Consider the following 13,255-nt stretch of genomic DNA (forward strand, 5'->3'; position numbering starts at 1 on the left):
AGATGAAAATTTTGATTACAGGCGTAAGCGGATTTATCGGCGAGAGACTGGCCCGAAGGCTGGCCGGAACGCACACGGTTCTGGGAATGGCCCGAAGTCCGATTGAGGAGCCGGCTTCCATGGAATTCGTGCAGGGCTCCTTCGATAATCCGGAGGATTTGCAAAAGCTGGACGGCGAGCAGATCGATGCCGTTATTCATCTGGCCGCCGTGACCGGGGGCTGCTCCGAAGAGGATGGCCTGGCCGTCAATGTGCAGGGCACAAGAAGATTGTACCGGTATCTGATCGGTCAAGGCTGCCGGAGATTTATAACAGCAAGCTCGATTGCAGCGGTGGGATGTCTGGACGCCGGTTTTATTCCCCAACAGCTTCCGATACCTGATGATCACCCGTGCCTGGCCAAGGATGCCTACGGACTGAGCAAAGCTATGGTGGAAGAGGTGACCCGGTATTTCCACCGGATCACGCCGGTGAGCGAGTTCATCAACCTGCGTTTTGGCTCAGTCGTGCCTGACGAGAGCTGGACTCCTCCCGTGATCGGAACGGATACCAGGCTGAATGCTCCGTATGTGCTGCTTGGACGGGTCTTTGCCAGCGATATTGTGGAGGGGCTTGTCCGCATCGTGGAGGCGCCGCCTGCAGACAGGGTGCTGAATTGCAATTTTGTTGGTCCCGACAGCGGATCAACCGTCTCATCGATTGAGATGCTGGAGGCGCTGCTTGGGGATCATGCGGCGGATTTTGATCTTTCCGCGTACAGGGAGCCGGATGGCAAATATTTGCCCTTGTATGATATGCGCCGGATGAAGCAAGAGTTTGGCTTCTCTCCGGTGAAGCTGACACGGGCCATTGAAGATAACAGCATCCTGTAATGTCACAGATCGTTGACTTTTGATGTGATCTCGATCACAGGGCATCCCTCGCTTGCTGCCTATAATGGGTTTAGAAAGATCAGCCCAATCAAGTGAGGAGAATGCAAGATGCTGAGCAATGAGAGCATAGCCATAATCAAGTCGACGGTACCGGTATTGGAAGTCCATGGAACGGCAATTACGACCCGGTTTTATCAATTATTATTTCTGAACCATCCGGAGCTGCTGAATATCTTCAACCACGCGAACCAGAAAAAGGGGAAACAGCAGGCGGCGCTTGCCAATGCGGTGTATGCCGCAGCGCTTCATATTGACCATCTGGAGAACATTCTCCCGGCGGTCAGACAAATTTCGCACAAGCACCGCAGCCTTGGCGTACAGCCGGAGCATTACCCGGTCGTGGGGAAATATTTGCTGGCGGCGATCAAGGAGGTGCTTGGAGCTGCTGCGACGGATGAAATTTTGCAAGCCTGGTCGGAAGCCTACGGCATGATTGCGGACGCCTTCATCGGAGTGGAACAAGCGATGGTTGAAGAGACGAAGGCGCAGGTTGGAGGCTGGGAGGGGTTCAGACCCTTCGTAGTGGAAAGCAAGGTGAAAGAGAGCGAAGTCATCACCTCATTATATCTGGTACCCCGGGACGGGGGTGCCATTGCAGCTTTTGAGCCCGGGCAGTATGTCAGCATCAAGACGGATGTCCAGGAAGACGGGTTTACGCATATTCGCCAATTCAGCCTGTCCGATGCGCCGGGGAAACCCTATTACCGGATCTCCGTAAAGCGTGAGGATGCCAATAAGGATAGGCCAGCAGGTAAGGTTTCCGTGATGCTGCATCAGTCGTTCCAGGAAGGGGATGTGCTGTGGCTGTCGGCCCCAGCCGGGGATTTTACACTGGACCGCGAGGACCGGCGCCCTGTGGTGCTCATCAGCGGGGGCGTTGGGCTGACGCCGTTGATCAGCATGCTCAATACCTTGGTGCACCATGATCCGCAGCGTCAGGTCACGTTCATCCATGCCGCATTGAACGGGGACGTTCATGCCATGAAGGAGCATGTCTCGGAGCTCGCCCGCCGTCATCCTCAGCTGACGGTTCACTATTGCTATCGCCAGCCGACGGAGCGGGACAGGGAATCGCAGGACTATCACCGTGAAGGCGCTATCGACCTGCCCTGGCTGAAATCCGTTATTCCTACGATGGATGCGGGCTTTTACTTCTGCGGTCCGCAGCCGTTCATGAAGGTGGTGAACCAGGCGTTGACCGCCTGCGGGGTGGGGGCCGATGACAGGCATTATGAGTTTTTTGGACCTTCCGGAAGCCTGGAGGAAACAGATGAGCAAGAGCCTCAATCCGCAGTCAGTTCTTAACGGCCGCCAGCAGCTTGCGCCCGCAGCAGGCGGTTGACCGTTTCCCGGCGGAGTCCAATCAATTGGCCGATTTCGTCCTGGGTGAGGACATCCTCCAAAGCCGCCGGGCCAATATAAAGTTCAAACCATTGCTGAAGGCTGCGCAGTTTTTCGGCAGAGGAGGTTTGGGTCAATTGGTCGATCCGCTGCTGCATCATCCGGAGCTTGTTCTGCAGGAGCAGCGCGATATCCAGGCATTTTTGAGGATTTTGCTCCAGGGTATCATACCAGTCCCGGGACGGAATGACGTCGATTTCACAGGTGACCAGCGCGATTGCTGTTCCATGATACTGCTTGTGTGTAATTAAGGAATGATGCGGGATCATTTCATCGGCTACAATAATATTCATGAGGATCGGGCTGCCGTCCTCGTGAATGCGGATAATTTTGAGCAGGCCTTTCCTTACATGATAAAGCGGCCCGGTCTCTCCTTGGCGAAAAAGGGTTTCCCCTTTGTGAAGCAGCATGCCAGTGCTCACCTTCCTCATAACAGAACGCTCAGCGCTTGATTGCGCCGGGCGTTTTTCTTTCTATACTAGTACATATGGACGAAAATAACCAAACTATTGAATGACTCCTGAAGCGGACAGGCACAGCATCGATTCCTCAACCCGCCGCGTTTTGGCTGAAATCATCCGGGGTATTAGTATGTCAGCTCCGATCATGATACATTTAATGGATAGAAGGGGGAGTATGGTGAAGATGGGAAAGCGCTTGTACATCGCCGGATACGGCCTTGCCGCCATCATATCCGTTATCGGTGAATTGATTTGGCTGGGGGACCCGATCCGCTCGGGAGATATCTATTGGATTGACCGGATCGAATGGCTGGTCAACCTGCTGGCGCTGATTCCCCTGCTTTGGCTGCTTGGCGCTGCGGCCGGCATTGCCGCTGAACGCCGCGGGCATCTGTGGCAGCTGGCGCTCAGATTCCTGATCGCAGCCGGCAGTATAGCCTCGGGAATTGCCATCTTTCAGATTCCGAACCATTTGGCAGCCGCGCTGCTGATCATTCTGATTACCCTGCTGCTGACTATGCTCGATATTATCGTCACGGAGAAGCGCCGCGGTGTTCGATGGCTGCGGCGGATCACAGCTTTGCTGGTTACCTTTGTAATAATCGCGGCAGGGTTGTTCTGGCCAACGCCTTACGGGATTACTTCGCCCGGTTTTACATTGAATATGAACCGTTACGCCCATGTGGAGGGCGGTGTGCCCCAAGGCTCCATCGAGGGTGTTCTGGTCATTGACCGCCCGGCTTTTCCAATCGATTGGCTGTACGCAGCCCTGCTTCCCCATATTCAGATCGGGAAAAGGGATACGAGCATCTCGCTTGGCGAAATGCAGCGGGCGGCAAATGACCAGCGGGCCGATGCAAACCAGATTAGCAGCGCGGTGGCGTTCCGGAAGCTTGGAATTGGACGGGGCATCATTCCGACCGGTGTCCAGATTGCACAAGTGATGCCGGAGAGTCCGGCCGAAGGGCAGCTCAAGCCTGGCGATCAGCTGCTGGCGATCGATGGACATCCGGTTCGGTCCGCGGCGGAGCTGACTGCCCGTATGGGGGAAGTGAACCCGGGCGCAGAGGTGGCCGTGAAGCTCAAGCGGGACGGGAATACCACGGATGCAGCCGTGAAGACGATGGCCAGTGCAGACGATCCGAAGCGGGCGGTATTCGGCATTCAGGTAGAGGACCGGGTTCAGGCCGATCTGCCGAAGAAAGTTGATTTTCGCTCTTACCTGGTTTACCAGGGAGGTCCTTCGCATGGCGCGATTCTGGCCCTTACGCTGATCAATCAGCTCACGCCCGGCGGTGTGACCTACGGCAATCGGGTAGCGGGTACGGGCACGCTCGACGCGGCAGGTGCGGTCGGGCCTATTGGTGGAATTGAACAGAAGGCATACGCTGTCGACCAGACGGACGCCGACGTCTTCTTCGTGCCTGCCGGTCAGGAGCAGGATGCGCGCAAAGGCGCGCCGGACCTGAATATTGTGCCTGTTCACAGCCTGGATGAGATCCTGAATTGGCTGAAATCACATCCAAGGGCATAAAATCACTCATGCTTCAAGCTTATAAGCAATCTAAATCTTTTTTTCGGATTTGGACTGCTTTTTTATTGCCATGCTTGGCCGCCGGAGGACTCGCGAAGCTGTTTCTCCTTGTTCGTACCGCCTTGCTTGCATCGTCTGTTCAAACTATGTACAAATTCAAGACGTATAATGGAGATACTGAAGGTTCAAGGGGGATTTGTCATGACGACGGTTATGGTGGTGGATGATGAGAAGCATATACGCGAATTGGTCCGCTTATATCTGGAGGATGAAGGAATAGATATCATTGAGCAGGCCAACGGGGAAGAGGCATGGCACTATTACACCAAACATACCGTAGATTTGATCGTGCTTGATGTCATGATGCCGCGGATGAACGGATGGGAATTATGCCGGAGGCTGAGGGAGGCGGGGGACAAGCCCATTCTGATGATTACAGCCAAGGGTGAGCCTCTGGACCGGATCAAAGGCTTCCAGCTTGGCACAGACGATTATCTGGTCAAGCCTTTTGAGCCGATGGAGCTCGTCATGCGGGTAAAAGCTTTGCTGAAACGATACCGGATCTCCATTTCGCAAACCATCAAGCTCGGTAATGTGACACTGGACAAAACCAATTACGAGATCCGTTATAAAGATACCGGTGAAGGCGAATCGATTCCGCGCAAGGAATTTGAGCTGCTCATCATGCTGGCAAGCCATCCCGGCAAGCTGTATACGCGGGACGCGCTGATCCGGAATATTTGGGGATACGGCTATGAAGGCGACGAGCGGACCGTCGATACGCATATCAAACGTCTTCGGGACCGGTTCTCCGCATTCGAGAAAGACTTCCGCATTGTGACGCTCCGCGGGTTGGGGTACCGTCTGGAGGTATACCGTGATTAAATACCTCTATATCCGGCTGATCATTACGTTCCTCGCGACTATGATCATCAGCATGATATTCGGATTTATCATCAACGGGAGGCTCTACGGCGATCAGCTCAGGAATTATATACAGGATAATGTGGTCATTAATGTCAAAGCAATCGTTCAGTCGTACCAGCAATCCAATCCCGACAATGTGGATGCCTTGATGAAAGGCATGATGTCGCTGCCCAACTATTCCATTCGCGTTTTTGATCCCGACGGCAGACCGCTTGAAGACAGAAATGAAGGCGAATCAACGGACAGGCCGATGGAAGTCAGCGCGGACCAGATTAATATCGTATTAAACGGCGGTGTTTATCGCGATCTTGAAGGACACGGTTTCCAGGATATGATGGTGGGTCTGCCTTTCAGCATTAATGATAAGCCCTATGCGTTATTCGCGGCGTCGGAATTCGGGAGCGCCATCGATTTAATTAGCGGATTTCTGAAAAAACAGCTGTTCATTGTCCTGCTGTTCGGTATTGTTTTCATTGTGATCTCCGCCCGTTATATCGTCCAGCCGATCCAGCATTTGACCAAAGCAACACGAAGAATGGCAAAAGGCGATTTCAGTATCCGGCTGACCACCAGACGTAAGGATGAAATTGGCCAATTAACCGCAAGCTTTAACCAGATGGCGCTTGAACTGGGGATGCTGGACAACATCAGGCGGCAGTTCATATCGGATGTCTCACACGAAATTCAATCGCCCTTAACATCCATAATCGGATTTACCCAGGCGCTCCAGCATAAACAGATGGATGAATCCAGCCGTATGCGGCTGCTACGCATCATAGAAGAGGAAAGCAACCGCTTGTCCCGATTAAGTGAGAACCTGCTTCAATTAAACGCGCTGGAATTCGAGCATCTCCAATTAAACCGGAGCGAGTACCGCCTGGATGAACAAATTCGCAATGTCGTTATTGCTTACGAACCGCAGTGGTCGTCCAAAAGATTAAACTTTGAGCTCGAATTGGATGAAATTCTTATCGAAGGGGATCAGGACAAGCTTAATCAGCTGTGGAGCAATCTTATTGGCAACAGCATCAAATTTACAGAGGAACGAGGCGGCATCTGGATTAAAGCCAAGAGGGACAACAATGCCATAGAGGTATCCTTGACGGACGATGGCCATGGAATTCCGGAAGATGAGATCCACCATATATTCAAGCCGTTCTATAAAGCGGACAAATCCAGAGACCGCACCATTCCGGGCAGCGGCATCGGCTTGTCCATCGTCAAGCGGATCGTCGATCTCCATCAGGGAGAAATTGACGTGAAGAGCCGGATTGGTCAGGGAACGACCATTACTGTTACCCTGCCTCTCTTCCATAAAGGAAGAAAATAATTTCTCTTTCTCTCCGTAATCAAGGATCGATCAACTGGCAGAAAGTCAAAGCGGCAGGTGTTCAGGGGGATTTATTAAGGCGACAGAAGGCAAGCTGGCATTGATTTTACATTTGCGGCCACAAACCGGCGGCAGCGGTCAGTGCAAGCCTGAAAGTGGGATATTACCATTACGCCAGACCGGAAAATAACAGCCCAGAAGATGTGGCTGCTAATTTTTACCGGGATGTCAAAAGCTACGGGGCGGATTTCCCTCGTGAGAGACGTTCAGCCTGATCGAGGGAATAACGTTCGTAAGTATTCGAGCTGCGGCGGGACGGCCTGTACGGGAATAAAAAAATGAAGACCCCGCTGGCCCTGTGGCTGGCGGGGTTATTTTTTTTATATAGGGTTTAGTGTCTTCATTTAATTGCAGCTGGTCTTCTTATTTTTCAGCTCGCTGCCCGACATTAATACATAACAGTAAATATCACGGGAAGAATATGGATTATAGATAAGCCCCTTTAAAAATAAAACGTTTATCTGGAGTGTGGCAATGTTCAAGACCATATCAATTCGCTTGATTTTATGCATTCTGCTTGCATGCATTTTATGTCCGTTGCTAACAGGCTGTTGGGACCGTCTGGAAATTGAAGAACGGGCTGTTGTTCTTGCAATTGCTGTTGATGCTGCGACCCCAAGTGGCTTGGAGGAGGAGTCGGAGGTAACGAGTGTGAAGAATTCCTTTCCCGAACCAGCGGGAATAGGCTATCAGATTACCGCGCAGATTGCCGTGCCAGGGCGTATTCCTCTGGGTCCCAGCAATGAAGGAGGGGGAGGCGGTTCATCGCCGGTCTGGGTTCTATCGGCATGCGGGCATACCTTGGATGATGCCATCAGTGTGATGCAGCAGCAGTTGGCGGATAAGTTGTTCCTTGGGCATCTTCGTGTCATTATCGTCTCCGAGAAGGTCGCTCGTAAAGGACTTGAGGATTTAAATGATTATTTAAGACGAAATACAGAAGTCCGAAGACTTGCCTGGCTTAGTGTCTCTAAAGGCAGGGCGGAAAAGCTTGTGAGGGCCTCGCCCCAACTGGAAAGGGTTCCTGGACTTTATCTGCTCGCTATGTTTGATCATGCTGTCGAGATGGGGAAATACCCCGAAGAATTTATCGGGATGTTCTGGAGTAAGAGTACAAGCAAAGGGGTAGAACCGATCCTTCCGTTACTCAATATGAATAAGGAAGGAAGCATTGAAATCGCGGGCCTTGCCTATTTTATAAAGGATAAAATGGTTGGAAAGACCAAACAGCTTGAAATCGGGTTTTATATGGCGGTAACAGGCAAGAAACAAGGGGGATACACTGCCTTTATTCCAAGACATCCGGGAAGTAACGAAATGGTTATGATCAGAATTATGCGGCGGAAAACAACGACGCAGGTGTCAATGAAGAATGGAAAGCCGCAGGTGCGGGTGCATGTGAGCCTGGAAGAAAACATAGAGGAAAATCCTAATGAAAAATTCAGAATCGACAAAGAGGAAAACCTGGAGGAGCTTGCCAAAACATCCGCTGATATGGGAGTGAAGGGCTACAATGAATTAATTAAAAATTTGCAGCTCGCAGGATCGGATATATTCGGCTTTGGCGAACAGTTTCGGGCGAAGATGCCGGGCTACTGGAATCGCAATATACGGACGGATGAGAAATGGACGGAGGTATTCAGAACATTGTCCGTTGATATCCAGTGTGAAGTACATATTCGGAGGGTCGGGATGAAGGCAAGCTGAATAAACTTGAATCAGCAGGACTAATCATTAATCAGTGTGCCTCTGGGACTTTGAAGAAATGCGGGTGCGCGTGAGCCCGAAATCCAGCTAGGTTCTCAATCAAATAATTACTTCCGCTTCCGTTTGGATTTCATCCAGCAGGAAGCTTTTTTTGTTCTGACTTAATGAGTAGGTGCTTAAGTGACAAAATCGTAAGCTTTCGGCGGCATAATGTAAGCCGTGACGGGTATCATCAGTCCCGCCGGATTCCTATAATTATGGCATATCCCAAAAAGAAAGAGGAGAAGATCAGAATGTCCGACACAACCCAAGAGCAAAACTTAAAAAAAAACTATGATTTTCCGGGTCGATGGCTTGGTGGAGCGGCGCTAATTTTTGGTCCGCTGCTTATGCTGACCGGAGTCGCTCTCCGCTATCGTTTCCACTTTTTCTTCCCGGATCAACTGGCGGCGTTTCAGGATTATCCGGCTTTATTGACAGCTTCATACAACGCGTTTGCCGCCGGCAATGTGTTGATGTTGCCGGCGGTCATTCTGCTGGCCAAAAGAATCGCCGGCCGCAGACCGCATTGGGCGTTCTGGGGAGCGACGTTCTCGGTCTTCGGTTTATTCACTCGCACCTTTCACGCCGGCGTCGACCATCTGGCTTTCCAACTTGTTCGCCAGCAAAGTGCGGATGCCGCGACCCAAGTCATCGCGGATTCCTACAGCGCGTTCCATATTTTTAAGACGTTTAATTTGGCCGTTATGTTAGGATGGATTGTCCTTGCGATTGGCTCCTATTTATCCCGCGCATTAACAATTTACCAATGCATTGGCTTAGCCCTTATGTCTTCTCTTCCGCTGGGCGTGCTGAAGGGCAGTACCGCATTGTCCGTCGTCGCAACAATCGGGTTGTGCGCCGCGTTGTTGCCTTTCGGCGTCAAGGTACTGCGAGACGGTCCCAAACCTTCGGCCACTGCCTTGTCGTGTGGGATCGCCCTTTCTGCCGCGCTGATCGGCTTCTTTTACTTCTTTGGTCAGGCCGGATAACCGGTTGCGCCGCCGCTTATCCGCAGTAGATCACGATAGGCATATTAATGAGGTGGTTAACAATAAGACTGGTCAATAAATGTTCTCTCCGTACACAGGGAGTACAAATTCAGGTTATATACTGAATTCAGTTACGGAGGGAGAGAGAAAAAAGTGAGTGGATTAACGAGGATCAGTTTGAAAAATAGCGTTGCCGTCGTCATTCTTTGCATACTTGTATTAGGCTATGGTTTGTATTCTGCCACACAGATCAAACAGCAGACGTTTCCGGATCTGGAGTTTCCGGCCGTGTTTGTGCAGGTTGTTCAGCCCGGCGTATCCACAGAAGAAATAGAGTCCGGTGTTACGAATCCGGTGGAAGACAGCTTGAAAAACATCAAGGGCTACGATTCCATCACCAGCACTTCATCGGAAAATGCCGCCAGCATCGTGATTCAATTCCCGTTTGGCTCGGATATGGACAAGCTGTCCGGGGAAATTGAATCAGCGCTTAGCAAGGTGAAGCTGCCGGATAAGGCGGCATTAACGGTCCAGCGCCTGTCGGCCGGGGCGCAGCCGATCTATCAGGCGGCCGTGTTCACCGAAGGCGCACAATCGCAGGCCCTGTCCGAGAAGCTGCAGAGCGAGATTGTACCCCAGCTGCAAAAGCTCGACGGAGTCAGCTCCGTCAATCTGAAGGGAACAGGCTCCGAACAACTAAATATCACCGTCGATAAATCAAAAGCTGCCCAGCGGGGCATCACCTTAAGCGCCATCCAGAGCGCCCTGCAATCGCTCGACTATGCGCTTCCGCTCGGAACGATCCAGCAGGAGGAGACGGCGATTCCGATTCGTCTCAACGGCAAAGTCAGCTCCCTCGACCAGATCAAGTCGTTGAGGCTGGTCACGGGTGCCGGCGGCGCGGCGCCAGGCGTTACCCTGCTGTCGGACATAGCCGAAATTAAAACCGTATCGACCCATGCTGAGATTACCCGTTTTAACGGCGAACCGAGTTTTGTCCTGGAGGTCGTCAAGAACCAGGACGCGAACACGGCGGATGTCTCGGATGAGGTTAAGGAGGTTCTGGGCACATATCAGGATAAGGGAGAGCTGAATGTTCACGTTATCCAGGATCAAGGCGAAGATATCAAAGAGTCGGTATCCGGGCTGATCAACGAAGGCTTGTTCGGCACCTTGTTCTGCGTCATTATTATCTTCCTTTTCCTGCGGAACGTGAGAGCTACGATTATCTCGATTCTTTCACTGCCGATATCAATTTTTGCAACGATTGCCATCATGAATCAAATGGGATATACGCTCAATATCATGACGCTTGGCGGTATCGCAATTTCGGTCGGTCGAATTGTGGATGACAGCATAGTCGTGATCGAAAATATCTTCCGCTGGCGGCAGGAAAAAGGGGAGCAGCTCAAAGGCAAGGAGCTTGCTTACCAGGCTACACGGGAAGTCATCAGCGCCGTCTCTTCGTCCACGGTCGCGATGGTTGTCGTATTTGCGCCGCTCGCTTTTGTCAGCGGAATTATCGGGGAGTTCTTCCGGCCGTTCTCCCTGGCGGTCGTTATCTCCATTCTCACTTCGCTGCTCGTTGCCATGATGCTTATTCCCATATTGGGAGCGGCGTTTTTCAAGAACATCAAGCCTCACAAGCAGGGCGGAAAGCTTGCGGACAGCTTCGAGAAAATCATTCGCAGCTCGCTTAAACGCAAAGGCATCGTCATCAGCTTGTCCGTACTGCTGCTGGTCGGGTCGCTTAGTCTTATTCCGCTTCTCGGCGTGGCTTTTCTGCCGGCGGGCTCAACCCCGACGGCTTCCATCGAGCTTACTTTGCCGACGAAGAGCAGTCTTGCCCGTACCGATCAAGTCAGCGGCAAAGTGGAGGATTATGTGAAAAACATGGACGGGGTGGAGCGCTATGATACGTCCATCGGCAGCTCATCGGGCAATCCGCTCCAGTCTTCAGGAGCCAGAAACAAGGCAACCATAACCGCACAGTTCGTGAAAGAAACGGATATGGATATGATCGTCGATCGTATTAATGCCGAGCTGCCGGCTATTGTGGCGGCAGAGGAAGCGGGTTCAACGATCAATGTGAAGGCAGGAGAGCAGCAAGGACCTCCTACTGGCAATACGATTGATGTGAGTGTGTATGCCGACGATCCGGATCTGCTCGCGAAATCAGCCCTGCAGATTGGCGATCTCATGAAGCAGAACAGCGACCTGAAGGACGTTACGAATAATATGAACGAAGTGACGCCAAAATGGGTGCTCACGCTCAACCGGCAGGGGATTGACGCGAATGTAAATCCGCTCATGGTCATGCAGCTTGCAAGCGAACAGCTGCGCCCGCTTGATGCAGGCATGTATACCATTGATAATGAAGCCCGGGAGATTATGCTGTCTTATCGGCAGCAGATCACATCCAGGGAGGAATTGGAGAACATCCCGATCATGACGTCAAGCGGAATGAAGAACCTCAAAGACGTTGCCGACATCACCGAGCAGAATGCCTGGGTTAAGGTCAATCATGATGACGGCAAGATGGCCGCGCAGATCAGCGGCACGGTCAAGAACCCGGATAATGTTTCAAGCGTTACGAATCAAGTCGAAACGGCGATCCACAGCATGTCGTTTCCGGCAGGCGTGGAGGTGAGTATCGGCGGCGGGCAGCAGATGATCCAGGAAGGCTTCGTGAGCATCGGAATTGCGATGGCCGTGGCTATTGGGCTTGTTTTCCTCGTCATGAGCATGACATTCGGCGGGCTGGTTACGCCGCTGATTATATTATCCTCTCTCGTATTCATCCCGGTCGGATCGCTGACCGCGCTGCTCGTAACCGGTCAGGCATTGACGATGAGCGCCATGATCGGAATGCTCATGCTCGTCGGAATTGTCGTCACCAATGCGGTCGTTTTGCTTGACCGGGTGGAGAAAAACCGCAAATCCGGCATGCCGATAACCGAATCGATAGTGGAGGCATCCAAAACGCGCCTTCGCCCGATTCTGATGACGGCGCTGGCGACGATGCTTGCCCTGGTTCCGCTCGCGCTGTCCGGATCGACGACCAGCCTGATTTCAGGCGGTCTGGCCGTTACAGTCATAGGCGGATTGTTCACCTCGACATTGCTTACGCTGATCGTTCTTCCGGTTATTTATGAATTAGCCTGGAAGAAGCGGAAAGTCAAGGAAGTGGAAACATTCTAGACCATTATAAGGGGGCAGCTTCAAAAGAGTAACAGTGAGCGCTTCTGTCCTGATAAACATGCAAAGACGCTTCCAAAACCACCTTGTCGGTGGGGATGGGAGCGTCTTTTTTGTAAATGACCTTGCAGATCTTTCTGAAGGGGAAGACATCTTCTTGAGCAGCCTGGGGACGGCTTTAGCCGTTCCTGCTTACTGCGAATTCATGTCAGTGGGAATGGTTAGCAAAGGCAAAAAAAAGCTTTCCGGCCGAAGCGCATCCATAATGGAATCCATCTTGGTGCAGGGGCAGTCCTTGATTAATGCTGCCGGGGATGCGCGTCGACATCTACCGGTTCGGGATCGGCACTCAAATTCCGGGAGAATTCGGTAGAGCGGAGAATTGCGGAGAGGACGCCGGGAAACCGCTGCTCGAGTTCAACGTCCCGAAGCGTCACCAGGCGCTGCGTCCCCTGGCTGCGGACCCGGACCACTCCCGCTTCCCGAAGGGTACGCACATGATGCGACAACGTCGATTTGACAACCGGAGCAGACAGGCCGCCACAGGCCATTTCCCCGTAAATGCTCAATTCCTTCGCAAGGTTCAGCCGGATCGGATCGCTTAAGGCATTAAGGACCGACGACAGCTGTATATCTTCGGGCACAGGATGGAATAAATATTTCATGGCTGCGGC

At 52.2% G+C, this 13,255-nt stretch carries 10 protein-coding genes; 8 read left to right on the forward strand and 2 right to left on the reverse strand.

What is annotated here, in order from left to right; translation table 11 throughout:
* Positions 1–2 precede the first annotated feature (2 nt).
* Positions 3–872, forward strand: coding sequence for an NAD-dependent epimerase/dehydratase family protein (locus ACFOLF_RS32880; protein ID WP_210043985.1), 870 nt, complete (start codon positions 3–5; stop codon positions 870–872).
* A gap of 108 nt (positions 873–980) precedes the next feature.
* The gene (gene hmpA / locus ACFOLF_RS32885; RefSeq protein WP_210043984.1) at positions 981–2,237 is read left to right on the forward strand and encodes an NO-inducible flavohemoprotein; all 1,257 of its coding nucleotides are present in this window, start codon (positions 981–983) and stop codon (positions 2,235–2,237) included.
* Here the strand turns inward: hmpA and ACFOLF_RS32890 are convergent.
* Complete coding sequence (locus ACFOLF_RS32890) at positions 2,234–2,743, reverse strand: Crp/Fnr family transcriptional regulator (RefSeq protein ID WP_210043983.1); 510 nt, start codon at positions 2,741–2,743, stop codon at positions 2,234–2,236. The two genes, hmpA and ACFOLF_RS32890, sit on opposite strands and share 4 nt — an antisense overlap.
* Before the next feature lie 235 nt (positions 2,744–2,978).
* Here ACFOLF_RS32890 and ACFOLF_RS32895 point away from each other — a divergent pair, with 235 nt between their 5' ends.
* From ACFOLF_RS32895 to ACFOLF_RS32920, 6 genes are all read left to right on the forward strand, one after another.
* Positions 2,979–4,328, forward strand: coding sequence for a PDZ domain-containing protein (locus ACFOLF_RS32895; RefSeq protein WP_210043982.1), 1,350 nt, complete (start codon positions 2,979–2,981; stop codon positions 4,326–4,328).
* A 201-nt stretch (positions 4,329–4,529) separates the two neighbouring features.
* On the forward strand, positions 4,530–5,213 hold the full coding sequence (locus tag ACFOLF_RS32900) for a response regulator transcription factor (RefSeq protein ID WP_210043981.1): 684 nt from the start codon (positions 4,530–4,532) through the stop codon (positions 5,211–5,213).
* A complete protein-coding gene (locus tag ACFOLF_RS32905; protein WP_210043980.1) occupies positions 5,206–6,585 on the forward strand; it encodes a sensor histidine kinase in 1,380 nt (459 codons plus the stop codon). The genes ACFOLF_RS32900 and ACFOLF_RS32905 overlap by 8 nt, the downstream gene beginning before the upstream one ends.
* Before the next feature lie 534 nt (positions 6,586–7,119).
* Complete coding sequence (locus ACFOLF_RS32910) at positions 7,120–8,352, forward strand: Ger(x)C family spore germination protein (protein ID WP_210043979.1); 1,233 nt, start codon at positions 7,120–7,122, stop codon at positions 8,350–8,352.
* A gap of 293 nt (positions 8,353–8,645) precedes the next feature.
* Entirely contained in the window at positions 8,646–9,383 is a 738-nt protein-coding gene (locus ACFOLF_RS32915) for a hypothetical protein (RefSeq protein WP_210043978.1), read from the forward strand.
* A gap of 153 nt (positions 9,384–9,536) precedes the next feature.
* Positions 9,537–12,584 (forward strand): efflux RND transporter permease subunit, encoded by a 3,048-nt coding sequence (locus tag ACFOLF_RS32920; protein ID WP_210043977.1) that lies wholly within the window; start codon positions 9,537–9,539, stop codon positions 12,582–12,584.
* 296 nt (positions 12,585–12,880) lie between these two features.
* Here the strand turns inward: ACFOLF_RS32920 and ACFOLF_RS32925 are convergent, their stop codons facing one another.
* The gene (locus ACFOLF_RS32925; RefSeq protein ID WP_210043976.1) at positions 12,881–13,246 is read right to left on the reverse strand and encodes an ArsR/SmtB family transcription factor; all 366 of its coding nucleotides are present in this window, start codon (positions 13,244–13,246) and stop codon (positions 12,881–12,883) included.
* Between the last annotated feature and the right edge of the window lie 9 nt (positions 13,247–13,255).

It is taken from the genome of Paenibacillus sepulcri (assembly GCF_042647105.1).
Classification (GTDB): domain Bacteria; phylum Bacillota; class Bacilli; order Paenibacillales; family Paenibacillaceae; genus Paenibacillus_Z; species Paenibacillus_Z sepulcri.

Excerpts from the sequence above, each read along its gene's own strand:
- ACFOLF_RS32915 (WP_210043978.1), top strand. The coding sequence starts at position 8,646 with ATGTCCGACACAACCCAAGAGCAAAACTTAAAAAAAAACTATGATTTT.
- ACFOLF_RS32895 (WP_210043982.1), top strand. The coding sequence starts at position 2,979 with ATGGGAAAGCGCTTGTACATCGCCGGATACGGCCTTGCCGCCATCATA.
- ACFOLF_RS32910 (WP_210043979.1), top strand. The coding sequence starts at position 7,120 with ATGTTCAAGACCATATCAATTCGCTTGATTTTATGCATTCTGCTTGCA.
- ACFOLF_RS32880 (WP_210043985.1), top strand. The coding sequence starts at position 3 with ATGAAAATTTTGATTACAGGCGTAAGCGGATTTATCGGCGAGAGACTG.
- ACFOLF_RS32925 (WP_210043976.1), bottom strand. The coding sequence starts at position 13,246 with ATGAAATATTTATTCCATCCTGTGCCCGAAGATATACAGCTGTCGTCG.
- ACFOLF_RS32890 (WP_210043983.1), bottom strand. The coding sequence starts at position 2,743 with ATGCTGCTTCACAAAGGGGAAACCCTTTTTCGCCAAGGAGAGACCGGG.
- ACFOLF_RS32900 (WP_210043981.1), top strand. The coding sequence starts at position 4,530 with ATGACGACGGTTATGGTGGTGGATGATGAGAAGCATATACGCGAATTG.
- hmpA (WP_210043984.1), top strand. The coding sequence starts at position 981 with ATGCTGAGCAATGAGAGCATAGCCATAATCAAGTCGACGGTACCGGTA.